The organism is Ruegeria sp. N8 (assembly GCF_056531325.1).
Genome location: NZ_JBQFLQ010000001.1, coordinates 487017 through 510477 on the forward strand (window position 1 = coordinate 487017; position 23461 = coordinate 510477).

27 protein-coding genes are annotated in these 23461 nt (G+C 60.5%); 8 read left to right on the top strand and 19 right to left on the bottom strand.

The annotated features are described in order from the left end of the window. Nucleotides 1–57: 57 nt before the first annotated feature. The 5 genes from ACR0C5_RS02440 to ACR0C5_RS02460 all read left to right on the top strand — a co-directional run bounded on the left by ACR0C5_RS02440 (nucleotide 58) and on the right by ACR0C5_RS02460 (nucleotide 4599). A complete protein-coding gene (locus tag ACR0C5_RS02440) occupies nucleotides 58–357 on the top strand; it encodes an FtsB family cell division protein (protein ID WP_170770553.1) in 300 nt (99 codons plus the stop codon). A 164-nt stretch (nucleotides 358–521) separates the two neighbouring features. After that, nucleotides 522–1511: a pyruvate dehydrogenase (acetyl-transferring) E1 component subunit alpha gene (pdhA, locus tag ACR0C5_RS02445; RefSeq protein ID WP_480857426.1), complete on the top strand. Its 990-nt coding sequence runs from the start codon at nucleotides 522–524 to the stop codon at nucleotides 1509–1511. A 15-nt stretch (nucleotides 1512–1526) separates the two neighbouring features. Further along, a complete protein-coding gene (locus ACR0C5_RS02450; protein ID WP_480874296.1) occupies nucleotides 1527–2897 on the top strand; it encodes a pyruvate dehydrogenase complex E1 component subunit beta in 1371 nt (456 codons plus the stop codon). A gap of 12 nt (nucleotides 2898–2909) precedes the next feature. Further along, nucleotides 2910–4208, top strand: coding sequence for a pyruvate dehydrogenase complex dihydrolipoamide acetyltransferase (locus tag ACR0C5_RS02455; protein ID WP_480874299.1), 1299 nt, complete (start codon nucleotides 2910–2912; stop codon nucleotides 4206–4208). 154 nt (nucleotides 4209–4362) lie between these two features. Then, nucleotides 4363–4599, top strand: coding sequence for a hypothetical protein (locus ACR0C5_RS02460; RefSeq protein WP_480874301.1), 237 nt, complete (start codon nucleotides 4363–4365; stop codon nucleotides 4597–4599). 7 nt (nucleotides 4600–4606) lie between these two features. Here the strand turns inward: ACR0C5_RS02460 and cysE are convergent, their stop codons facing one another. Continuing rightward, nucleotides 4607–5416 carry a serine O-acetyltransferase gene (gene cysE / locus ACR0C5_RS02465; RefSeq protein WP_170770542.1) on the bottom strand — a complete coding sequence of 270 codons (810 nt, stop codon included), beginning with the start codon at nucleotides 5414–5416 and terminating at the stop codon, nucleotides 4607–4609. Between the two features lie 84 nt (nucleotides 5417–5500). Here cysE and ACR0C5_RS02470 point away from each other — a divergent pair, with 84 nt between their 5' ends. Next, nucleotides 5501–5839, top strand: a complete 339-nt coding sequence (locus ACR0C5_RS02470) for a TraR/DksA family transcriptional regulator (RefSeq protein ID WP_170770540.1) — start codon at nucleotides 5501–5503, stop codon at nucleotides 5837–5839. On the opposite strand, the gene ACR0C5_RS02475 is transcribed toward ACR0C5_RS02470, so the two are convergent. From ACR0C5_RS02475 to ACR0C5_RS02550, 16 genes are all read right to left on the bottom strand, one after another. Beyond that, the gene (locus tag ACR0C5_RS02475) at nucleotides 5820–6116 is read right to left on the bottom strand and encodes a DUF7742 family protein (RefSeq protein ID WP_480874305.1); all 297 of its coding nucleotides are present in this window, start codon (nucleotides 6114–6116) and stop codon (nucleotides 5820–5822) included. The two genes, ACR0C5_RS02470 and ACR0C5_RS02475, sit on opposite strands and share 20 nt — an antisense overlap. 2 nt (nucleotides 6117–6118) lie before the next feature. Further along, the gene (locus ACR0C5_RS02480; protein ID WP_480874307.1) at nucleotides 6119–10087 is read right to left on the bottom strand and encodes a baseplate multidomain protein megatron; all 3969 of its coding nucleotides are present in this window, start codon (nucleotides 10085–10087) and stop codon (nucleotides 6119–6121) included. Further along, nucleotides 10088–10534: an NlpC/P60 family protein gene (locus ACR0C5_RS02485; RefSeq protein ID WP_480874310.1), complete on the bottom strand. Its 447-nt coding sequence runs from the start codon at nucleotides 10532–10534 to the stop codon at nucleotides 10088–10090. Beyond that, the gene (locus ACR0C5_RS02490) at nucleotides 10531–11418 is read right to left on the bottom strand and encodes a DUF2163 domain-containing protein (protein ID WP_480874313.1); all 888 of its coding nucleotides are present in this window, start codon (nucleotides 11416–11418) and stop codon (nucleotides 10531–10533) included. The genes ACR0C5_RS02485 and ACR0C5_RS02490 overlap by 4 nt, the downstream gene beginning before the upstream one ends. Beyond that, the gene (locus ACR0C5_RS02495) at nucleotides 11418–12050 is read right to left on the bottom strand and encodes a DUF2460 domain-containing protein (RefSeq protein WP_170770530.1); all 633 of its coding nucleotides are present in this window, start codon (nucleotides 12048–12050) and stop codon (nucleotides 11418–11420) included. Before ACR0C5_RS02495 ends, ACR0C5_RS02490 begins: the two co-directional genes overlap by 1 nt. Nucleotides 12051–12065: 15 nt before the next feature. Then, on the bottom strand, nucleotides 12066–12731 hold the full coding sequence (locus ACR0C5_RS02500) for a phage tail tape measure protein (RefSeq protein WP_170770528.1): 666 nt from the start codon (nucleotides 12729–12731) through the stop codon (nucleotides 12066–12068). Continuing rightward, complete coding sequence (locus ACR0C5_RS02505) at nucleotides 12715–12927, bottom strand: rcc01693 family protein (protein WP_480548362.1); 213 nt, start codon at nucleotides 12925–12927, stop codon at nucleotides 12715–12717. The genes ACR0C5_RS02500 and ACR0C5_RS02505 overlap by 17 nt, the downstream gene beginning before the upstream one ends. Then, a complete protein-coding gene (locus ACR0C5_RS02510; protein WP_480874316.1) occupies nucleotides 12924–13241 on the bottom strand; it encodes a gene transfer agent family protein in 318 nt (105 codons plus the stop codon). Before ACR0C5_RS02510 ends, ACR0C5_RS02505 begins: the two co-directional genes overlap by 4 nt. 4 nt (nucleotides 13242–13245) lie before the next feature. Continuing rightward, nucleotides 13246–13659, bottom strand: a complete 414-nt coding sequence (locus tag ACR0C5_RS02515; protein ID WP_170788812.1) for a phage major tail protein, TP901-1 family — start codon at nucleotides 13657–13659, stop codon at nucleotides 13246–13248. Between the two features lie 20 nt (nucleotides 13660–13679). Next, nucleotides 13680–14093: a DUF3168 domain-containing protein gene (locus ACR0C5_RS02520; protein WP_170782620.1), complete on the bottom strand. Its 414-nt coding sequence runs from the start codon at nucleotides 14091–14093 to the stop codon at nucleotides 13680–13682. Beyond that, nucleotides 14090–14428, bottom strand: coding sequence for a phage head closure protein (locus ACR0C5_RS02525; RefSeq protein WP_170782621.1), 339 nt, complete (start codon nucleotides 14426–14428; stop codon nucleotides 14090–14092). The genes ACR0C5_RS02520 and ACR0C5_RS02525 overlap by 4 nt, the downstream gene beginning before the upstream one ends. Continuing rightward, a complete protein-coding gene (locus ACR0C5_RS02530; protein WP_480874321.1) occupies nucleotides 14425–15024 on the bottom strand; it encodes a head-tail connector protein in 600 nt (199 codons plus the stop codon). Before ACR0C5_RS02530 ends, ACR0C5_RS02525 begins: the two co-directional genes overlap by 4 nt. 174 nt (nucleotides 15025–15198) lie before the next feature. Continuing rightward, nucleotides 15199–16377 (bottom strand): phage major capsid protein, encoded by a 1179-nt coding sequence (locus tag ACR0C5_RS02535; protein ID WP_480874324.1) that lies wholly within the window; start codon nucleotides 16375–16377, stop codon nucleotides 15199–15201. Between the two features lie 36 nt (nucleotides 16378–16413). Further along, nucleotides 16414–16959 carry an HK97 family phage prohead protease gene (locus tag ACR0C5_RS02540; protein WP_170770512.1) on the bottom strand — a complete coding sequence of 182 codons (546 nt, stop codon included), beginning with the start codon at nucleotides 16957–16959 and terminating at the stop codon, nucleotides 16414–16416. Nucleotides 16960–16985: 26 nt separating this feature from the next. Beyond that, nucleotides 16986–17204, bottom strand: a complete 219-nt coding sequence (locus ACR0C5_RS02545) for a GTA head formation protein, RCAP_rcc01685 family (protein ID WP_170770510.1) — start codon at nucleotides 17202–17204, stop codon at nucleotides 16986–16988. After that, complete coding sequence (locus ACR0C5_RS02550) at nucleotides 17197–18357, bottom strand: phage portal protein (RefSeq protein WP_170770508.1); 1161 nt, start codon at nucleotides 18355–18357, stop codon at nucleotides 17197–17199. Before ACR0C5_RS02550 ends, ACR0C5_RS02545 begins: the two co-directional genes overlap by 8 nt. A gap of 271 nt (nucleotides 18358–18628) precedes the next feature. Here ACR0C5_RS02550 and ACR0C5_RS02555 point away from each other — a divergent pair, with 271 nt between their 5' ends. After that, entirely contained in the window at nucleotides 18629–19090 is a 462-nt protein-coding gene (locus tag ACR0C5_RS02555; protein WP_170770506.1) for a hypothetical protein, read from the top strand. A gap of 6 nt (nucleotides 19091–19096) precedes the next feature. Here ACR0C5_RS02555 and ACR0C5_RS02560 read toward each other — a convergent pair whose 3' ends face one another. Both ACR0C5_RS02560 and ACR0C5_RS02565 read right to left on the bottom strand, forming a co-directional pair. Continuing rightward, nucleotides 19097–20440: a DNA-packaging protein gene (locus ACR0C5_RS02560; RefSeq protein ID WP_480874735.1), complete on the bottom strand. Its 1344-nt coding sequence runs from the start codon at nucleotides 20438–20440 to the stop codon at nucleotides 19097–19099. A 500-nt stretch (nucleotides 20441–20940) separates the two neighbouring features. Beyond that, on the bottom strand, nucleotides 20941–21822 hold the full coding sequence (locus tag ACR0C5_RS02565) for a DMT family transporter (protein WP_480874329.1): 882 nt from the start codon (nucleotides 21820–21822) through the stop codon (nucleotides 20941–20943). Between the two features lie 372 nt (nucleotides 21823–22194). Here ACR0C5_RS02565 and ACR0C5_RS02570 point away from each other — a divergent pair, with 372 nt between their 5' ends. Beyond that, the gene (locus tag ACR0C5_RS02570) at nucleotides 22195–23451 is read left to right on the top strand and encodes a DEAD/DEAH box helicase (RefSeq protein WP_480874332.1); all 1257 of its coding nucleotides are present in this window, start codon (nucleotides 22195–22197) and stop codon (nucleotides 23449–23451) included. Nucleotides 23452–23461 lie beyond the last annotated feature (10 nt).

Consider the following 23461-nt stretch of genomic DNA (forward strand, 5'->3'; position numbering starts at 1 on the left):
CTTTCAGAGGTCCGAAAAGCGCCCGTTATTGAGGCGTTTCATACGGCGGTAAACAGAGTGTCCCGTTCCAATCGGCCCGGTTTGGGCGCAGTCGTTTTCTTCATGGTGGCGTTTATGCTGGGTGTTTATTTCACCTTCGCTGCCGTGCAGGGGGACTATGGCCTGTTCCGACGGGTCGAGATTGCAGCGGAACGGGACGCCCTGTCGCGCGATCTGGAAAAGCTGGAAGCCAAGATCGCCCAGATGGAGAACCTGACCCGTCGCCTCTCGGACACTTATCTGGATCTGGATCTGCTGGATCAACAGGCACGCTCGGTACTGGGCATGATCCGCTCGGACGAAATTGTTATCCGCTAAGCCAGGCCAAGATTTTTCGACGAAAAATCTCTGACGTCGCACCCTTTGATACCTGCGCTTGCAGGGTCAGTGTCGCCGCATATTTTCCCTCGCCAGAGCATCGGAAATGCTTTATGAAATAGTTTAACGCTAAACTATCTTGCCGAGAGGGGGAGATCGCCAATATGGCTGCGCGAAAAACTACAAAGAAACCAAATGTTTCTGCTGAAGAACTCACCACATATTACCGGGAAATGCTGCTGATCCGCCGATTCGAGGAGAAGGCCGGCCAGCTTTATGGAATGGGCCTGATTGGCGGCTTCTGCCACCTCTATATCGGTCAGGAAGCCGTTGTTGTGGGTCTCGAGGCCGCAGCGAAAGAGGGTGACAAGCGAATTACCTCTTACCGCGACCATGGCCACATGCTGGCCTGCGGCATGGATCCGGGCGGCGTGATGGCCGAACTGACCGGACGTATTGGCGGCCTGTCCAAGGGCAAGGGTGGCTCGATGCACATGTTCTCGAAAGAGAAGAATTTCTATGGCGGCCACGGCATCGTTGGCGCGCAGGTTCCATTGGGTGCAGGTCTGGCGTTTGCAGATAAGTATAAAGAAAACGGCGGAGTCACCTTTACCTATTTTGGCGATGGTGCTGCGAACCAGGGTCAGGTTTACGAGACGTTTAACATGGCGGCCCTGTGGGACCTTCCCGTGGTTTTCGTGATCGAGAACAACCAATACGCAATGGGAACATCACAGGCACGCTCGACCTCGACCAAAGATATCTACCATCGTGGCGAGGCTTTCGGCATCCCCGGCGAGATCGTGAACGGCATGGATGTGCTTGCAGTCAAAGCTGCCGGTGAAAAAGCCGTCGCCCACTGCCGCGCGGGTAATGGCCCATATATCCTTGAGGTCAAAACCTACCGCTACCGCGGCCACTCGATGTCCGACCCGGCCAAATACCGCACCCGCGAAGAGGTTCAGAAGGTCCGCGAACAAAGCGACCCGATCGAACATGTGCGTGAGCTGCTACTGACCGGCAAACACGCGAGCGAAGATGACCTGAAGGCGATCGACAAAGAGATCAAAGAGATCGTCAACCAGGCCGCCGAATTCTCGAAAGAAAGCCCCGAGCCTTCCGTGGAAGAGCTCTGGACAGATATCTACGCCTGAGAGGACGATTAAGACATGGCAACCGAAATTCTCATGCCCGCCCTTTCGCCCACAATGGAAGAGGGCACGCTGGCCAAATGGCTGATCAAAGAAGGCGACACTGTATCATCCGGCGATATCATGGCCGAGATCGAAACCGACAAGGCCACGATGGAGTTTGAGGCGGTCGATGAAGGTATCGTCGGCAAGATCCTGATCGCTGAAGGCACCGAAGGCGTCAAGGTCAACACGCCTATCGCGGTCCTTGTGGAAGAAGGCGAAGACGCTTCCGCCCTGCCCGCGGCTGCGCCCGCAGCCGCAGCGGTAACCGAGGCCGCCCCTGCGGCGGTTGAGGCCCCCGCTCCCGCCGCCGCACCGGCGGCTCCGGTCGTCGATCTGTCGCCGGATTGGCCAGCCGATGCCGAGATGAAATCCGAAACCGTCCGCGAGGCCCTACGCGATGCGATGGCCGAGGAAATGCGCGGTGACGGCGACGTCTACCTGATGGGCGAAGAGGTTGCCGAGTATCAGGGCGCATACAAGATCAGCCAAGGTCTGCTGGATGAATTCGGCCCCAAACGCGTGATCGACACGCCGATCACCGAACATGGTTTTGCCGGTATCGCAGTTGGTTCTGCCTTTGGCGGCCTGAAACCCATCGTTGAGTTCATGACCTTCAACTTCGCCATGCAGGCGATTGACCAGATCATCAACTCCGCCGCCAAGACGCTCTATATGTCCGGCGGTCAAATGGGCTGTCCCATCGTGTTCCGTGGCCCCAACGGTGCCGCCGCCCGCGTGGCCGCGCAGCACAGCCAGGATTACGCGGCGTGGTATATGCAAATCCCCGGCCTGAAAGTCGTCATGCCCTATTCGGCAGCCGACGCCAAAGGTCTGCTGAAATCGGCCATTCGCGACCCCAACCCGGTGATTTTCCTAGAAAACGAAATCCTCTATGGCCGGTCTTTCGACGTGCCCCAAGTGGATGATCTGACCATCCCGCTGGGCAAAGCGCGTATCTGGCGCGAAGGCACAGACGTGACCATCGTCAGCTTTGGCATCGGCATGCAATACGCGCTGGAAGCCGCTGACAAGCTGGCCGAGGAAGGTATCAGCGCCGAGGTCATCGACCTGCGCACCATCCGCCCGATGGACACTGGCGCGATCATCAACTCGGTGATGAAAACCAACCGTCTTGTGACCGTCGAGGAAGGCTGGCCGCAAGGCTCGGTCGGCAGCTATATCAGCTCGGTCGTGATGCAGGAGGCGTTCGACTATCTCGACGCGCCGGTCATCAACTGCACCGGCAAGGACGTTCCGATGCCTTACGCCGCGAACCTCGAAAAGCTGGCCCTGATCACCACTGATGAGGTCATCGCCGCCGTCAAACAAGTGACCTACCGGTAAGGAGCGACACAGATGCCCACAGAAATTCTGATGCCCGCCCTGTCGCCGACCATGGAAGAAGGCACGCTTGCCAAATGGCTGGTCAAAGAGGGCGATACCGTGTCGTCTGGCGACCTGCTGGCCGAGATTGAAACCGACAAGGCGACGATGGAATTCGAGGCCGTTGACGAAGGCACCATTGGCAAAATCCTGATCCCGGAAGGCTCCGAAGGCGTCAAGGTCAACACGGCCATCGCGATCCTGCTGGAAGATGGTGAAAGCGCCGATGATATCAGCACAACACCCGTAGCAGCCCCCGCGGCTGCCCCGGCAGTCGCTGCGGGTAACGAGGCCGCCCCTGCGGCGTCCGAGGCACCCGCCCCCGCCCCGGCTGCTCCGGTCAAGGCCGATGGCGGTCGTATCTTTGCCTCGCCTCTGGCCCGCCGGATCGCCGCGCAAAAGGGCCTTGATCTGGCGCAGATCACCGGCTCGGGTCCGCATGGACGTATCGTCAAAGCGGATGTGGAAGGCGCAACGGCGACGGCCCCAGCGGCAGCGCCCGCACCTGCAGCAGCGGCTCCGGCGGCGGCGGCACCGGCTGGCCCCTCGGCAGACGCAGTTGCCAAGATGTACGAGGGTCGCGACTACGAGGAAATCAAGCTCGACGGCATGCGCAAGACCATCGCCGCGCGCCTGTCCGAGGCCAAGCAGACCATCCCGCATTTCTACCTGCGTCGCGATATCAAACTGGACGCGCTGCTCAAGTTCCGCAGCCAGTTGAATAAGCAGCTGGAAGGCCGTGGCGTGAAGCTCAGCGTCAACGACTTCATCATCAAAGCTGTCGCCAACGCGCTGCAACAAGTTCCAGCCTGTAACGCGGTTTGGGCCGGCGATCGGGTGCTGCAACTGAAACCCTCGGACGTGGCCGTGGCCGTCGCGATCGAGGGCGGGTTGTTCACCCCAGTGCTGCAGGATGCCGACACCAAGTCGCTGTCTGCGCTGTCGACCGAGATGAAGGACTTGGCCGGGCGCGCGCGTGAACGCAAACTGGCACCGCATGAATATCAGGGCGGTACCTTTGCGATCTCGAATCTGGGCATGTTTGGCATCGACAATTTCGACGCTATCGTGAACCCGCCGCACGCTGGAATTCTGGCTGTGGGCACCGGTGTCAAGAAACCGGTTGTAGGCGATGATGGAGAGCTGACCGCAGCAACCGTGATGTCCGTCACCATGTCCGTCGATCATCGGGTTATCGATGGTGCGCTTGGGGCAGAACTGCTGCAAGCTATCGTTGAAAACCTTGAAAACCCGATGGTTATGCTGGCCTAACATCTAATAACACAAAACAGCCGCGCCCGATTTTCCGGCGCGGCTTTTTGGTGCCCTGACGGGATGTGAGCAAGCGTGATCTGCCCGACTGTTGCTAGGTTCTGCGCAGCACACCAAATTGAGTGCAGATCAGAAACGAATGCACAGGTGCCCCATGACCTTCACGCGAATTACTCGAACAGGATTGGTTTTGCTGATGCTGGCTGCGATTGCACCCGCCGACGCCTATGCCAAGCCCAATAGCTATCCCGGCGAAAACTCGAAATACAATTCAAAAAGCGCGGTTGCCAAATGGGAAGCAGAACGTTCCAAACGAATTGACGAGCGTAAGAAACGGCGAGAAGAACGGCGGCTCAAGCGGTTGAACGAAAAGAACAACCGCTCGAACTAATACTCACTTACTGGTCCTTTCCCAGCATGTGATCCATCGAGATCGAGGGCTGATCGCACCCTGCTTCGCCCACGATCTTGGCTGGAATGCCCGCCACTGTTTTGCACGCGGGCACTTCCTGTAACACAACCGAGCCCGCAGCGATCCGGCTGCAATGACCCACTTCGATATTGCCCAGAACCTTGGCCCCGGCCCCGATCAGAACACCGTTGCCAATCTTGGGATGACGCTGCTCTTCTTCCTTACCGGTCCCGCCCAGCGTCACTGAATGCAGCATCGAGACATTGTCCCCCACCACAGCAGTTTCGCCAATCACTATGGAATGGGCATGGTCGATCATGATCCCTTTGCCGATTTTCGCGGCGGGGTGAATGTCGATCCCGAAAATCTCGGACGAGCGCATCTGGAAGAAATAGGCCAGATCGTAGCGTTTCTTCTGCCACAGCCAATGCGCCACACGGTAGGCCTGCATCGCCTGATAACCTTTGAAGTACAGGATCGGCTGCAGCAGGCGGTGGCAGGCTGGATCGCGTTCGTAGACCGCCATAAGGTCAGCGCGAGCCGCCTCGATCAATGACGGATCGTCGGCATAGGCTTCGTCCACAATCTCGCGCAGCACCATCATCGACATCTCGTTCGAGCACAGCTTGGCCGCTACACGATACGACAACGCGCGCTCAAGACTGCGGTGATGCAGGATACAGGCATGCACCAGCCCGCCCATCAGGGGCTCATTTTCAACGGCCGCTTCGGCCTCGGTCGTGATGCGGTCCCAGACGGGGTCGACGGGGGTCACAAGACTGCGCTTTTCCAACATGGCTTTTCATCCTTTGCTGCGCCTAGAATGCCATTTAGTGGCAAAAACGCCAAACGCAAACCCGTGATCTGCAAGGCAACGAAAATGAATGCATCGCAACTGGCAGAATTCGAAGCCAAAATTCGAGCGCGGTTGGAAGAACTGGCGGAGGATTCAGCCGCTGGACAGGACGCGCAAGCGGTTGTCGAGCTGGACCAGCAAGCCGTTGGTCGCCTGAGCCGAATGGACGCTTTGCAAAATCAGGCCATGGCCAAGGCGCAGCAAGCAAACAGGAATCTGGAAATGCGTAGGTTGCAATCCGCATTGCAGCGTATGGAGGACTGGGAATACGGGTTTTGCGAGGATTGTGGAGAGGATATCCCCGCTGGCCGCCTGAATTTGGACCTGGCGGCCAGCAAATGCGTCAGTTGCGCGTCTGGTTGATCCGAGTGTCGATCAGGTGACGCAGCACCAGTTCAAAGCACTGACAATAGCGCAGATCGTCAAAGCTGGGCTCATCCGCCAGCTTCCTGTTACGCGCCGCCGCCATCAGGGAACCATTTCCAAACAGCGGATGCATACACCCGGTCTGGCCGACATAGGCATCGGCCAGTTCTGCTTCTTGGATCATACGTTGGCACAGGCGGTCCCGGTCCAGCGGGTCAACCCGTAACTGCACCCGCGCGGCGGCACTGACATCGCCGTGAAGCACCGGGCGCATGGTCAGCCCTGCCCGACCGACAGTCGCGCAAACAGGCCGGGGCCAAAGCTGGCGGAAACCTGCGCGACCTGTACGTCGTACCCCGCTGAGACACCATCGCTTAGCTTCATCGCGGCGCTATAGACCCAACGCGGTTCTGCAGTGATCTCTTCTCGGATCAAGGACCCGCTGGAGCGAACCTGTACCAGATAGGTTTCAGCTTCTTCCGCCAGTGGTACGTCCAACCCCTCCCAGTCGTCGCCATCCAGACGGGTGCGGCGAATCCAGCTGATCTGGTCCTCGGACGCAGCGCGATGCGCGCGCAGATGAACCGGAGCATAGGGCCGCAAGCCATTGCCGTTGAAAACCAGAACCTGATGCACATAGGACGGATCATCGTACCCTCGCGCTGCCGGGCCCATGCGATAATGCTTGGCGACACGACGTTCGGACCTCAGAAGGTTGGTCTGCGCGATCCGTTGATCCAGCAAGACAAAGGTCGAACCTTCTGGCCAAACATCCGGTATTGCGGCGTCGCTGCCCAACTGACCACGCAGGCGGCCAGACAAAGCGTAAGTGCCGGGGCTTTCCAACGTTGCTTGGACGAACTGAAACACCTCCCAGTTGTCGGGCGATCCGTCGCCGATTGCTGCCAGATTGGCCCCATTCAGCAGGGCGTCTCGCGGTCGGGACTCCAAAAGCCCTGCGATCAACTCGACACGCAAAGGCGCGCCATTATCCCATACACCGGCACTTGCACGCCGCAGAGGTGTTTGCGTGAAGCCGATCACCGCCTGCCGCGAGATCACATCCTGCAAGCTGTAATCCTCATCACTGCCAGAGGAATAGACCGCCGCCCCACCGGGCCACGGATCGGCCGACACTGCGATGTAGGGCGCATGAGGCACCTCGGCCCCCGTGATCAGCGGCAGGTCCAGAAATACGGGCAGAACCGGAACCGGCGCGACAAAGGGCCGTTCGGGAACGGGATCCTCGGGCAAGTCCGAGGCGCTGTAGACGCCCGGCTCAACCCGGACCGCGTCGGCCAATTGCAATTCGGCCTGTTCCAGGCGGTCGATGCGATACCGCGCGCCCTGTTCGTCCCCTGACAGGCTGATCACATCGCCCGCGCCGATATTCAGCATCGATGGTGGCAGGGCAAAGCGGACAGTTTCACGCGACACCCGCGCCTCGCTGAGCCAGCGCTCGACCGTTTGGCGCCCCTCGGTGCGGGTCATCGACAGGGGCATCTCGTTGACCGAGACGGAATGTGTCTGATCGTCTGGTAGAACGGCCTCCTCCGAGACGATGTCGTGATCGGCATCCGATTGCACGAAACGCAACCGCACGCGCCCCGTCATCTCGGCTTCGGCTTCGCGCCGGTGTTCGATAATGTTTTCGACATCCGGGCTGATGGCCAGTTGCTCGGTGTCAAGCACCTGCGGCGTCTGCGCCGCCCGCATCCGAAAGATCAAAACGCCGTCGCGTTCAATGGAATCGAACCCATAGCGCAGCATCAAAGGCTGCAAAGCCGCCCGCGCGTCCGAGACCTGCTCGATCACATAGCCGCGGACAACACCATAAAGCTGCGTGGTGTCGATATCGGTCACTCCGGCTCCGTGGCAGATTTCCGTCACCACGGACGCCAGACTACGCGCGCCAGAGCGTCCGTTCAGCCAATGACCACGGGCATAGTTTTCACCGTCGCTCCACTGGCTGCGCAGATTGGGAAAGGTGGGATAGGGCCGTGCGTCCCAGGCCCAGACATAGGCGTTGGACATGTCAATCATCGGTGCGTCATAGACATCTGATACGGGGTTCAGGGTCGGGTCGGACCAGTACCCCAGCACCGCGCGCAGATATTGAAACTGCATGAAATCATCCCGCAACCCGTTGGAATAGGCTGGCAAGCTGGATTCCGAGGACTTTGGGTCCAGAAATTTGTTCGGCTGGTTCGTGCCCTTGTCGATGGCCGCACAGCCAAGCTCTGTGAACCAGATCGGTTTCGACCCCGGAACCCATGCTGTTTGGTTCGCCTGTCGCACACCGCCGATGCGTTCGTGATGCGGGTTGGACCACCAACTGCGCAGGTCCTTGTAGCGCCAGATCCACGGCTCGTTGTGTTGCGCGTCTTCAATGGGCGCGCGGATTTGCGCCTCGGCCTCTTCGGGTGAGGCATAGAACCAGTCATACCCCTCGCCGCCTTCGATATTGCTGCGCAGGTAGTCCAGATCGTAGATCGCATTCGCGCCGGCCTTCAGGTCGGCATGATCCTCGCCGTCCCGCCAATCCGACAGTGGCATGTAGTTGTCGATGCCGACGAAGTCGATATTGTCATCCGCCCACAGTGGGTCGAGGTGAAAGTACCGATCCCCGCTGCCATCCGCAGGCTGATAACCGAAGTATTCGCTCCAATCCGCTGCATATCCGATCTTGGTGTCAGGCCCCAGAATTGCGCGCACTTCGGCCGCGAGGGTGCGCATCTGAGTAACGGCCGAAAAACCCGAAGCCCCTCGGATCTGCGTCAGACCACGCATCTCGGACGCGATGCAGAAGGACTCGACCCCACCTGCGGCCTTACATAGCGCGGCATAGTGCAGAATAAAGCGGAACATCCCCCAGTCCTGCGGGCCGGTATAGGTCACTGCACCATCGGCGATGGCAAAATCCGACGCCCGCGCCTGACCGAAGAATGCATTGACCTGCGCATCGGCCTGAGCGGTGCCATCCGGCGAGCCCGCGCGTCCCGGTGCGGTGCTAAGCGTGATCCGTCCGCGCCACGGAAAATGGGGCTGACCGGTTCCGCCCGACCAGGGGTTTGGCAGGTTATTGCCGCTGAGTTGGTCCATCAGAATGAACGGGTAGAACATCACTCGTTTGCCCGATTGCTTCAGGTGCTGGATGGCCTGCACGACCGACGCATCGGCCGGGGTCGCCCCATAGACCGGTCGGTCATTTTCATGCTGTACAAGCTGCGCCTCGGCACGAGACACGCCGGCAACCGTCCAGGGCATATTCTCGCCCTCATATTCCTTGTGCAAAACCTTGGGCTGCAACTGACATTCGCCGCAACGCAGGTCATTCCCGAACCACGACACGATCAAAGAGGCCGCGTGGCATGACGGCAGTTCGGCTTCCAACGCGCGGGTCGAGGTTACAAAATCCGGCACGCCAGACGCCGAGTTCACATTGGCCGCCCAGCTTTGCCCCCGTCCCTTGGTGTAATTCACCTGAGTGCTCGCCAGCGCGTATTCGCCGGTGCCCGGCATCAGGGCCACGCCCCGCACGATACTGGACAGTGCATTCGGTGTCTCTGGCAGGTCGGGCTGATCCGGACGCACCACCTCGAACGAGAATTGCGGCACCCTGTTGCCGAAGGCCGCCAGCTGCAAATCTTCGATCACTACATAGGCTGTCCCCCGGTAGGCCGGAACACTACCGGCCCCCTCAATCGCTTCGATCAAGGGATCAGGCAATTGCGCCTCATCGCCTGGGTAGACCCGCATGTTCAGGCCTGCACGTTCCAGTTCCTCGCCGTCGGCCCAGACCCGGGACACATCGGCGATCTGTCCCGCCCCGACTGCAATCGCCAACGAGATCGAATAACTGTAGCTGTGAGTGGTGGTCGTGACCTCGGGTGCTTTCGGGCTTCCTTTGCCGCCGCCGCCCGACTGCGTGGTTGTGCTGGTGCTGAGCGTTTCCAGAAAGTCCGAGGCCCAGATGACCTGCCCACCAACCCGCATCCGCCCGAATAAGGTAGCGACCGAGGCACCTTCACCCGTCTCTGTCAGTCGGAACCGGTCCAGCCGTCCGGTTTCAACCACCTCGCTGCCGCTGCCCATGACCGATTGGCTCATCAGTCGCTGGTCGATTACACGACCCAGCGACGCCCCGATGGCGCGCCCTATGACCGCCGTAGACAACCCCGCGACCGTGCCCCCAATCGCGCCGCCAATCGCGGCACCGGCCGCAGAAAGTACAATCGTCGCCATTTACATATCCTTCCGCGGAAAACAGAAACAGGCGACCACGCGGCGGCACCAGGGATCGCTCAGGGTATTCTCGACAACCCCATGGCCGGAATACGCATGAATAAACTGCGGTAATGGTTTGATCTGGCTGACAAGTCCGACATGCTTAGCCACGCGTCCGTCACGCATCCGAAACAGCAAAACATCTCCGACTGCCGCCTCCTTAACTGGCTTTGCGATCAGGTGGCGGCGGGCCGCATCCCACATCCGTTCCTCACCCTGCGGTTCAGACCAATCCATAGAGTAGGAAGGCACCGCCTCCGGCTCGACCCCCATGACCGCGCGCCAGACGCCGCGCAGTAGACCCAGACAATCCGCGCCCGCCCCCTTGGTCGAGGCCTGATGAACATAGGGCGTGCCCAGCCAGCTTCGCGCCTCGGTCACGATATCCTGCCTTTCTTCGGTCATCGTCTGCTTCCCCCTGCGTTCGGATTGCTTTTCTTGGGTACGGCCATCACCCAATCCTCGCTCGGAAGATCAGGAAATCCTTGGAAGTTTATGAGATTGCTAAATTTTAATCGACAGGTCTCCATGCGCTTATCGCAACCTGCGGTCAGGCGAACGTGGTCTCCAGCGGCCAGACCACCGCTTATCCCGGACCACAACGTGATGCGACGACCACCCGAGATCGGCTCATCCTGCTTGACCGACGCCCATAGGCCCTCTGCCTGCCCTGACAGAATATCCACGCGGCCCCGTTCGAACCATGCAGCCGGCACGGCTTCGGCACCCGTCACCTCAAGCACACTACCATCGGTCAAACGAGCAATCTGGGCTTCGACCTGAAACCCCGGTGCTTCAACGTCGAACCGACAACTTCGGTCGCCCAGAACCGCCGTACAGGGTTTTTGATAGATCCGCCCCAGAGGCCGGTTCAACAGATCCGTCAGGCCCCGTAGTTCAGCATGAAACGCCCCACCCGCACGACGTATCTCGCCGATCGAGCCGCGAAATTGCAGGATACGCTGTTCTGGCTGCGCCCAGTTCACCAACCAGGCTTTGACTTCGGCCCCATCAAAACGACCCGCCTCAATATCCTGTTCCCGAACCGCTGCATCGGACAACGCGCCCATCGCCTCGGAATTATCGATGGACAGGCCCGTAGCTTGTTCAACCGCAGCGGCGGTCAAGCCGGTGCTGGCCTTGAAGGTCAGCCCCTCGAACTGCAATTCCAGATCATGATCCGTAAACCCATAGACCTGCCCATCCGGTCGCCTGATTGCCCAGCATCGGCACGTCGTCGTCAGCCCGGTTTGCAGATGCGCTTGCAAGCTTTCCCGATCCCCGCTCATCAGATACGCACCTCGACAACCGGAACATTGGGAACGTCACCGGCCTGAAAGCTGGCAACGCTGGTTTGAATCTTGTCGGTGTCAAAACGCACGGGCACGTCAAACTCGAACCCCGCAGTGATCTCGACATTCTCGGGCGGCGGGTCGGCGAACATCACTTGCCCGCGCAGCAGATCGACCTCGAAATCCACCCCTTCGCGCATTTCATCCTGTTCCAGGCCCAACCGCACCGTACCCAGAACCGGCTTGGTGATGGGGCGCACATACTGGAATCCGCCCGAACTGTAGGTTTTAACAAGCTGAAAGTCGGTCTTCACGCCGTCTCCGCGCGCGATGACCTGATCGCCTTTGTCCACGTCAGCGGTTGCTGCACCGGATTTGTAGTCGGACCAGTCCTTCCAGCGGAACCCGAACATTTGGCCCTGCCGAGCCTCGAAAAACGAGATCAAAGTCTCGATATCATCCAGAGACCGCATCCCGAACCCAGCGTCATACCGCCTGCGCGAATGAGCCCAAGGGGTGTTGCGTTCTTCGAAACCATTGGCCAGCGTCACGATGTCCGTTCGCCGCTCCGGTCCGCCGACCGAGCCGAAACTCAGGCTGGCGGGAAATCTCACCTCGTGGAAATTCATGACCTGCTCCGTGGTTTACCTATTGCGATTGCCGCGACCCAAGGCGCGGCTCATCTGTGCGGCGATCTGGCTTTGACTGCGTCGAAAGCCCTGCACGTCAGGTGTGGTGATGTTCATCACCACATTCACCGCTCCACCTCCGCCCGATGTGCGAACGCCCAGTTTGCCATCTGGTCCGCGCGCCAGAGGCATAATCGCCTCAGGGCCAGCCTCCCCCATCAGGCCGGTCGCGCCGCGCATAGGGAAAGTCGTCGGGCCGGTTATCACCCCGCCATTGGCAAAGGGCATTACCCGGCCCTGGCTAAAACTGCCGCCATCGGCAAACGGCAGAATACCTTGCACAAAACTGCCGACCCCGTTTGCCAGCAGGCCACCGAAATGATCCGTTACCGGTTTGATCGCCGCCGCGTAAGCTGCCTGAATCATTGAGTTCTTCAGGACACCCAGCGCGTCCGACAGGTTCATCCCATCCAGCAGCACGCCATCAAAGGCCCTCCGCAACCCGCCAGACATGCCGCGCTCCAGCGTTGCGACGTCCTTGCCAGTTTCCTCGAAGGCTGCGCTGATCCGCTTCATCTGGCTATCAAATGCTGCCGCCATGGAAGCGGCATCGCCTAGCGCGTCGCCCAACGCCTCACCCCGCTCCTGAAGGTCGTCCAGCCCATCACGATCCGTCGTCATCACGCTCTCCTTGTTTCTTGTCCGGGTAGGCCGCCAGCAAAGCGTCCAGCCCCTTGCGGTTCATCGCAGGCATCCCTGCGCCCTGCCCCAGCATCAGTCGCAGCTCAGCCGGGGTCAGACGCCAGAACTGGTCCGGCGTCAGACGCAAGCCGGTCATCCCGGCCCGCATCAGGGTGGACCAGTCGAACCCGCTCAACAATCCGGCACCATGAAGGCGCGGGCCAACAACTCAGCCGCCGCGCGGGCCCCTTTCATGGGGCCGCCTTCGATCTCGGCGCGCAGCATGTCGGCGCGGGTCACATCCGCCCCACCACCCCGCAGCCCCGCCACGATCAGCGCCAATACATCGCCGCTGGAATAGGCTCCGCCTTCGAACCGCTGTACCAGTTCCACCAACGTCCCGGTGCCGATTTCCTGTTCCAGTTCCGCCAAAGCACCCAGCGTCAGCTTGAGCACCCGCGGCTCGCCGTCGATGGTCAATGCCACCTCACCCGTCCACGGATTGGCCATCGGCTTACAGCGCCGTAAAGGTCAGAGCCCCGGCGCTGGCCAGGCTCATCTCATAGGTGGCCTCGCCGTTATGCGAGCCCGCATACTCGATGCCAGTCACCTGAAACGCGCCTTCGACAATGCCGAAATCGGGGATGATCACCTGGAAATCTGGCGTCTCACCGTCAAAGAACAACTGACGCGCACGTTCATCGGTACCTTCGTCCTTGAACACACCCGAGCCCGAGATCGAGGCCGATTTGACCCCAGCCCCCGACAGCAGCTCGCGCCATCCGCCCTGGCTTTCAAGGCTGGTGACATCCACACTTTCCGCGTTGAAACTGACCCGCGTGGCGCGCAGGCCCGCGATGGTCTCGAACAGGCCCGAGCCGTTCATATCCACTTTGACCAACAGGTCTTTTCCGTTCTGGGCAGCCATATGCTCTCTCCGTTGATTGCTTAGTCGTCTTCCACGCGGGCGCGGAATCTCAGGTCGATCTGGCGGATCGCGCCGCCCGTTCCCGTGCGCCGGGCGCTGGCGCGTTCGAACCACAGCCCCACAAGGCGGCCCCGATCCAAGCTGAGTGCTGCGCCTTCCAGCGCGTCGCACACCGCGCCCGCCAACGTCTTGGCCGTTCCAAAGCCTGCGGCCTCGGACACCACCGACACAGTGAACCGATGCACGGCCCCCGTGCCCGACCGGTCTGAGGCATCGCGCACCTCTTCCGGGCCCAACGTCACATAGGTTTGGGGCACCGCACCCGCCGGAACCGCGTCATAGATCGCGCCGCCTGACAGCGTACTGACCTGAGCGTCACCGGACAGCTTTTGAAACACCGCCGCCTGCAATGCGGCCGAAACGCCATAACTCATGCTGCCACCTCTTCATCTGCAAAACAGGTCAGGTACTGGCCGCGTGGGTCGCGCTCGGCCACGGCGCGGATTACGAACCGGCGCGAGCCCTCAGAGAACCGCTGATCAGGGCTTGGTCGCATCGACGATCCCTGAGGCGCGCCGCGCACTACGATGCGATAGCCAACGCGCGAGATCGGAACGCCCGCAACAGACCGCTCGGACCCACTTCGCGCGGTGACCTCGGCCCAGACCGTGCCCAGGGCAGCCCATGTCTCGGTATAGCCACCCGCCCCGTCGGCACTGCGTACCGGCGCTTCAAGCACCAGTTTTCTGTTCAACCGGGGCGTCTTCATTGCGCCACCCCGGCACCAAAGCGCACAATCCGGTAGCGTTGGATCAGGCTGGTGACGCCAAAGGGCATACAGCCCGCGCCCAGCGCCGTCTCATCGCGGTATTCATAGTAATGCGCCGCCAGCAGCAGCACCGCCTGCCCCAGATCAGCGGGCAGAGCCCCCCAATCCGCAGCCATCCCGGCGGTAAATGCAATCTTGACCGACCCACCCGTGGGAATGGTCGGCAGGCTTGCTCCGGCAGGACGCAGACGCGGGCGTTGGCTTTCTTGGGCCAGACGATACCGGCCACTGTCCACCACCGTGTCGGTGCCGGTTGCGTCGGTCACAGTCACCGCGCTGATCGCCGTGACCGGGGCCACCGGCAACACCTCAACCACCGTATCGCGCCAGCTGTTCAGATCCCATGAAAACCCGCGCGAGATCAGCACCTTTCCAGTGCGCGCTTCAATCGCTGCAATCGCCGCCCGCAGAAAGCTTTTCAACACTTCATCTTGCACACTGTCTTCGGTGAAACCCGTTCCCAGCCGCAGATGAGCCTTGAACTGGTCCACCGGCAGCGCCGCATCCGCGATGGCGGTTTCTTCGATCAACATCATCCATTCACTCCGCAATCTCGGACCCCACCGGGGCCGTAACTTCAGGAATTGACGGGCACGCGCCGCCCCACGTTGCTCGGACGGAGGGGAGCAGCTAGACAACGCAAGGGATCTCACCCTGGCACGCACCCGCCGCCCCGGGGGGCCAATGGCCCCCCGAGGATTCAGCCCGCTTTAGGCGGTGCCGAATTTCACCAGCTTGATCGCGGCAAAGTCGCTCACGTCGCCGCCGACGCGCTTGGTCGCGTAGAACAGGACATGCGGTTTGGCGCTGAACGGGTCGCGCAACACGCGCAGGTCGGGACGCTCGGCAATGGTGTAACCCGCCTGAAAATCACCAAACGCGATCGAGAAACTGTCGGTGCCCGCTTCCGGCATGTCCTCGGCGATCAGCACCGGATAACCCATCAGGCGCGCAGGCTCACCCGCCGCCAGACCGTCCGACCACAGGAAGCGGCCATCGCTGTCCTTCAGCTTGCGGATCAGACCCGCGGTTTTCGAGTTCATCACGAATGTGCCGTTCACGCGGTACTGCGCGCCCAGCGCATAGACCACATCGACAATCGCATCCGCATCAACACCGCCGTCGATGCCGGTGGGCACGTAGCCAATGTTGCCCCAGTCCCAAACGTCATTGTCGACCTTGGTGTGGCTCAGGATACCTTTGGGCTTGTCTGCCCCATCACCGTTGATAAAGGCCGAGGCTTCGGCGCGGGCGAACTTGTCTGCAATGCGGCCTGCCAGCCAGCCTTCGACGTCAAAGGCGCTGTCATCCAGCAAACGCTGCGAGGCTTTGGGCAGCGCGCTCAGCTCGTGCAGCGAGATCGAGATACGGTCAATCGACGGGGTCGCGGTCTCACTCGCAGCGGTGTTCTCATCGGCCCAGCCCGCGCCTACATCGGTATGGTCGATCAGCACATCGAACGAGTTCGCCTCGACATTCACCACAGACGCGATCGAGCGGATCGAGGCGGTGGATTTCAGCACCGACTTGATTATTTCAGCGGTCTGCGGATCAACCAGATAGCCACCATCGCTGTTCACGGCGCTGGACAGGGATTTCGATTCCATATCAAGCCCGCGCAGGCCGTCATCCTCGCCCGAACGCACATAGGCGTCAAAGGCCTTCTGGTGCGGTGCGCCGTCCTCGATCGAGGCCGCAAGGTGCGGACGCGCCGCGATGGTTGATTTACGATCCAGCATGGTCAGTCGCTCTTCTGTCTGTTGCAGTTGGGTTTTCACTTCAGCCTTGAGGCCCTTGAATTCATTCACGAAGCCAGTCATCGCCTGCTTCACCTCCTGAACCAGGGGCGCACCCTCTCCGGTCAAGGCCGGGGTTTCGGTCTTGCTCATCAGCACTTCCATTTCTTGGGTGGGGGTTGAGGCGCGCTAGGTCCGCGCCAGCTCCTGCCGGGCGGTGTTGAACACCTCGGCAATACTGCGCCAGGTGTTTTCAACGTCAGGCTCAACGCCCTTCGCTGCCACCCGCGCACTGGGCAGCATCGGGAACGTCACCAAGGACACTTCCCACAGCTCCAGTTCGGTCAGGACCCGCTGGCCCTTGTCATTCTTCACGGCCCGCTTGGTGCGATAGCCAATCGACAGACCATCCATCGCACCCGCGCGGATCAGTTCGGCTGCCTCACGGCCCTTTTGCGTTGCCTCCAGCAGACGCCCTTTGACCCAAAGGCCCCGGTCATCCTCGCGCACCTCTTCCCAGACGCCGATGGGTTGCGCCGGATCGTGCTGCCACAGCATCTTGACCCGCTGCCCCGCTTTCGCCAGACCGTCAAGCGAGGCTCGATACGCCCCGCGTTGCACCACGTCGCTGCCCTGATCTACCTGACCAAACAGGCTGGCATAGCCCTCGATCACAGCATCGTCCGTTACCGAAAGCCCGTCTCCGAACCGCGCGAATTTGTGTTCCAAATCCATGAACACCTCCTCGTAAGCCTCTGATTTCACGGCGTCGCCGCAAGGAATGACTGAAACACCTGCGCCAGGATCACTGCCGCGACGCCATAGACCGTCAGCCACAACCGTTTCTCCAGCCGTTCCATCATTTCTTCGATCTGATCCAGCCTGCGGCACAAGTGGTCGTGCTGGATCTCGGCCACCCTCTCATGCGCGGCCAGACGCAGGCCCGGCGCGCAATCGAACGGGGGATACCCCTCAGCCATCCGCGCGCTCCGGCAGCCCCAGCAAGGCGCGCTTTTCAGCGTCGGACAGGAAGTCGGCGCCATTGACCCGCGCCCATTGCGCATCGCGTTCCGCCGACAGCGCAGGCACCTGATCCAGATCGGGCTTCAGCACCAGATCCTCGCCGGTGTACCCCACCAGCCACTCCGACACCGCCGCCGCCACCCGCGTCACCAGAGGCAGCACGGTCAGGCGGTAAAACGCCCGATTGGCCTCTTGATAGTTCGAATAGGTCGCGTCCCCTTGTATCCCCAGCAACATCGGCGGGACACCGAAGGCCAGCGCGATCTCGCGGGCGGCGGCTTCCTTGGTCTTTTGAAACTCCATATCGGACGGCGAAAAGCCCATCGGCTTCCAATCCAGCCCCCCTTCCAGAACCATCGGACGACCTGCATTGCGCGCCCCGCGATAGTTCTGTTCGATCTCATCCGAGAGACGACGGAACTGATCCTCGGCCATCACCCCATGGCCATCACCCTTCCAAACCAGCGCCCCCGAAGGCCGCGCCGCGTTATCCAGCAACGATTTCGACCACCGCGACGCACTGTTATGCACGTCAATCGCCATCGCCGCCGCCTGCATGGGCGAGAACCCATAGTGGTCGTCCTGAGGGTGGAAGGACTTGATGTGACAGATCGCATCCGCCGGAAACCGGTGCGTCTTGCCACCCGCTGTATAATCATAAGCCTTGGGCCAGCCATCTGCGCCCGGCACCACGCTCATCCGGTCGGATCGCAGGACGTGTAGCTCAACCGGCAAGCCTTCTTCGGCCTGAACCGCCTCGACATAGGCATTGCCCGACAACAGCAACTGCCCGAACAAAGCCTCCATCAACTCCGCCCGCCCCTGCGCCGCATTTGGACGACGCATCAACGACAGGATGGGATGAGTATCAAACCGCTGCGCCTGATCCTGCAACACCAAAGGCAACGCCGCCGCCGCCTCGGCAATCAGCTTGACCGAGCGAAACCCCACCGGGTTGCCCGAAAACCCCGTCCGCGTCAGCGACACCGCGTCCCGAGGGCTCCACGCCACGCGCCCGCCCGTCTGCCACGCCACCACGGGGCCCGCCGCGCTGGCCTTCGCATCGGGCGCTTCGCCCGCCGATCCACGACGCAAGAAATCGAATACCATCTGTGCTCCTTTCTGCCGCCGCTCTGCCCGGCTTGTTGAAAGGAGTTATGACGGAAAGAAGTTTAGGGCTTGGGAATGGAGCGTACGGGGGTTGGGCAACGGGCATATTAGACCTAACAAAAAACAAGAATTTTAGCGGCAAGTTGATAAAGAGCCCCCAAGATCACAACCATTCATTGGGATATTCATCTTCCTAATACAAACTGCAATTTGGTTAGGACGCTGGTTTGAGTACAAAGCAAATCTCTTACTATGAATCAGACTTGAAACTATGAAATGTCATCTGGATTGGGCGGAATGCAGCGTTGCTTTTGCCGCAGACGGTACACTGCGGGACATATATGTGCTCGGTACAACCGAAGCAGATTGGCAGAAATTTACTGATTTCGCTGCGAAGCTCGACTCATCTTTCTATTGCGATGGTGAACAACGGAAACTGCCCAAACATATATCATCCATATTCGACTCAAACAGAGAACAATTGGTACTTATGAAAATTGAGACCGGATGTACTACAATCCATTGCCATTTCTTTACCGAGTCTGAATTGGAACTAGATGATGACCCCAAACACATTGTCTCACAGCAAGGCCTGAACGAAATCTCCGAATTCATCATAGGGCTTGGTAAGGTGCTGAAAAAGAACGTCGTACTGACCGAAGAGAACGCTCCGGCGGCCGTATGGCTCTCCTATTCCGCAGCAGATAAAAAGATCGCGTTCCGACACCCTTAGAAACGCTCACAAACTCCGCACCCTCGGCCGCCTATAAACCCCCGCAGGCCCCACAACCAACTCATGCAGAGCCCAGACCAGCGCATCCACGCGGTCGGGCGAGCCCTGCCCCTCGAACCCTCGCGCGGTCATCTGGCACATCTGCTCCTCCAGCGCGTCCAGCCCAGCCACATGGCTTACCCGTCCTTGTTCATACAGAGCCGCCACAGGCTCGGCTCGCGCAACCTTGCCGCGCGACGCCCGCACCGCACGGAAAGGGACCAGAGGGTCCAGCTGCCGCACGACCTCTTCCACCAGTTGCCCGCCCTGATTGACCTCGGCCACCAGCCGCTCGGCCCCGAATTCGTCCATCGCGTCAATTGCTGCGCGCGCCCAGCCCGCCGGGCCAACGCCCTGTACTGTGCGATCAGCCAGCACGTAGGTCCGCCATTCCTCGGGCGGCCCCTGTAGCTGAGCCCCCACAACCACGATCCCGCAGGCATCCGCACTGGACCCCGCCGTTACTGCCGGGTCCAGAGCCACCACGACACGGTCCAGTTCGGGCACAACCTCCACCCGCGCCGTATCCAGCATCGAGCCGGTCCACAGCGCGCCCTCGGCATCTGACAACAGCACTCCATCCAATTCCTGCCGCCCAAGCCGCGTGCCCGCGTAGCGCGCGCGCACTTCGGCCAAAAACGAGTCCGCCAGATTGGCCCGGTTCGCCTCGGTCGGCGCATGGGTTTGCACGGTGGAGGGCGACGCCAGCAGATCCTTCAAGACCTTCACATTGCGCGGCGTCGTGGTTACACAGACCCGAGGCTGATCGCCCAACCGCAATGCAAATTGCAGCATATCCCAGGTCTCGCCCGCCTTTTTCCACTTGGCCAACTCGTCCACCCAGGCCGCATCGAACTGCGGGCCCCGCAGCCCCTCAGGATCATGCGCCGAAAACGCCTGCGCCTCGGCCCCGTTTGGCCAGATCAGCTTGCGCTCCGACGCTTTCCACACCGGCCGACGATCCGGGGACGAGCATTGCAATATGCCGCTATCGCCAAAGATCATCACATCGCGCACCTGATCAAAGGTCTCCCCAACCAGCGCCACCCGGCTGGCCTCGCCCTTGTCCAGCGGCTTGGACCCTTCGACCATCGACCGCACCCATTCTGACCCCGCCCGCGTCTTGCCAGCCCCGCGCCCGCCCATGATCACCCAGGACCGCCAGTCGCCCTCGGGCGGTAGTTGATGCGGCAGCGCCCAAAATTCAAACAGGAAAGGGAGGGCACACAGCCCCCCCTCCCCGATCTCACTCAGAAATCTGTCCCTCACCGCAGCATCGGCGGAGGCGAGCCAGCCTGCACCCGATTTCAAATCGAGCGCGCTCAAGGTCGAGCGCGTATCCCCCTTGGGCAATTCCGGCTTGTCTGTAATGTTGTTCGACAAAGCTTGTCTCCACTTTCTGACAACTTCGGATCAGCCCCTCTAACTGACCCAGTTGTTTTGCCGTTCCGGCAAGATCTGCATCCTCCCCGGTTCCGATTTGCCTGCGCAGTTCTTCTGCTGCTTGGCGCAAACCGCGAATAGATGTTTCCAGCGACTGCAACAGTTCCGCCGTCTGGGACATCCGCTCTTCCGGGGTAATTAAAGTCATGTGTGCCTGTGACCTCATGCGTGAGTTTTCTCCGCACGAGAGAAACGAAAAAACGACCGCCGGGTTGCCCCGCGGCCGTTGCTCATTTCTTCTAGCATGACACAATCAATACGACAAAAAGCACGCAAAGTCAATATGTTGCGCAACACCCATGCAACAGGAACCGCACTGCCTGTTAAGACTGTTGGCGTTTGATCTGTCTATCCAGCGGTAAACTCGCTCAACCCCGAGCGATCTCCAGCACGGCGGCACTCACAATCAGTACCGCCCCAGTTGCCTCGCGCAGCCCAAAGGGCTCGCCCGAAAAAACAGCCGCCGAAACTAGGCCGACCACAACCTCGCTCATCAATAACAACCCCACCCGAGCCGGTGTCAGTAAGGTCGCGGGCCAGATCGTCAGAAAGATCATCGGCAGAGTGTACAGCACCGACAGCATCGCAATGGGCAGCACACCGACAACAACCGCGCTTTGCTCTTGCACCCCGCCTGCGCTGAACACCAGGCTGATCAGAGACAGCAGCAGAGCCCCAGTAATAAACGCAAAAACCTGCCCCGGAACCGAAATGCCCGAGGAGCGATACAAACCCAGCGTGCCCACCGCCCAAGCCATGCCGGAAACCAGCGCCGCCCAATCTCCGACATTGCTGGGCCAAGGGATGCCGCGGCCGCTGCCAAGGACGATCGCCATGCCGCAAAGGCCACATAACAACCCCAAAACGCGGGTTCCAGTTAGATGCTCGCCAAGAAAAACCCGACCTAAGATCGTGCCCCAAACAGGCGTCAGGTAGAACAGCAGGATGGCTCGAACGACGTCCGTATAGACCAGGCTGATCGTGAATAGACCAAAGGCAGCGCCGGTGAACACGCCGCTGTACATCAAATCCTGCCAGCGCCGCGCAAGATCGTGCCGGTCGCGCCATAAAAGCGGGAAAAGGCCAAGCAGCGCTGCTGAATACATCACGATCCCCGGCCAGGCCCCTTCCAGCCCCTGATCCACGAAGTAGCGGACAGGGATCCAGTACAGTCCCCACATCATACCGCCAAGAACCAGAGCACCACTGGCGAGCTTGAGGCTATGGCCCTGCTGTGCACTTCCCGTCATTCCCAACCCCAAACTTCGCCTCGCAATGTTACGACGCGCTGAACCGCCACCCGGAAAGCGATGGCTCAAACTGATTGAGAACGCCAGCAGAATTTGGAACTCCGACCGCCAGCCCATCAGACAAATACTTGACAATGCCCGCGCCAACGCTCATGTGCCGTCCATCAGCGCCGCCGCGTGAGCAGCCGGGCCTTTGCCCCCACGGCGCACCATATCTCTCCTGGTTCCCCTTCACGCAGGGTTCTTGATGCGATGGCCGGATGGCGCAGGATACGCCTGTGCGTCCCGAGGTCTCGCTAAACCCTGCCTGCCGCGCTTTTGTGCGGTCACACGCATCCGTGCACAAAGTTGCGGATATCAAAGGATTATTACATGTTCGACTTCGACATGCTGGGCCTTGCCCCGGCTTTGAATGACGCCCTGAAACGGGCAAACTTTACTCAACCCACACCGATCCAAAACCAGGCCATCCCAATGGCGCTGAATGGACATGACATTCTTGGGCTGGCCCAGACCGGCACTGGTAAAACGCTGGCCTTTGGTCTGCCGCTGATTGATCATCTTCTGGCGCAACCGGCCAAACCTGCACCCAAGACAGTCAAGGCGCTGATCCTTGCCCCGACGCGCGAACTGGTGAACCAAATCGCGGACAGCCTGCGTACCCTCACGCAAAAGACAAAACTACGCGTCGCCACCGTTGTCGGTGGCCAATCCATCGGTAAGCAGATTTCGTTCCTATCGCGCGGTACCGATATTCTGGTCGCCACCCCGGGTCGTTTGATCGACCTGATGGAGCGCGGAGCCGTCGATCTTGGTTCTGTGCGCCATCTGGTGCTGGACGAGGCTGATCAAATGCTGGACATGGGCTTTATCCACGCGCTCCGCAAAATCGCGCCCGCTTTGGGCACGCCGCGCCAGACGATGCTGTTCTCGGCCACTATGCCCAAGCAGATGGAGGAGCTAAGCCAGTCCTACCTCACCAACCCGCAGCGCATACAGGTGTCGCCTCCTGGCAAGGCGGCGGACAAGATCACTCAGTCCGTGCACTTCCTGTCCCGCGCGGACAAGCCCCGCAAGTTGCGTGAAATCCTCTCGGCCGACATGGACGCTCTGACGCTAGTCTTCGCCCGCACGAAACACGGGGCTGAGCGGTTGATGAAGGACCTCGTTCGGGATGGCTTCAACGCGGCCTCGATCCACGGCAACAAAAGCCAAGGTCAGCGGGATCGCGCCATCAAGGCGTTCCGCGCTGGCGAGATCAACATCCTCGTCGCGACAGACGTTGCTGCGCGTGGCATCGACATCCCCGGCGTAGCCTATGTGATCAACTATGACCTGCCCGAGGTGCCCGATAATTACGTCCACCGCATCGGTCGCACTGCCCGCGCAGGACGCGAGGGTGAAGGCATCGCCTTCTGCGCCCCGGATGAACTGGACCAACTGAAGCAAATCCAGAAGCTGATGAAGATCGACATTCCGGTCGCCAGCGGCACCATGCCCGAATTCGCCGAGCCCAAAAAGCCGCGCAAACAGGGCGGTTTTCGGGCGCGTAGGCCACAGGGGGGCAACACATCTTCCAAGCCTTCGGCGTCTAAACGGCGGCGTCCGCGCAGACGCCCCGCTGCGTAAAAAAGAAAGG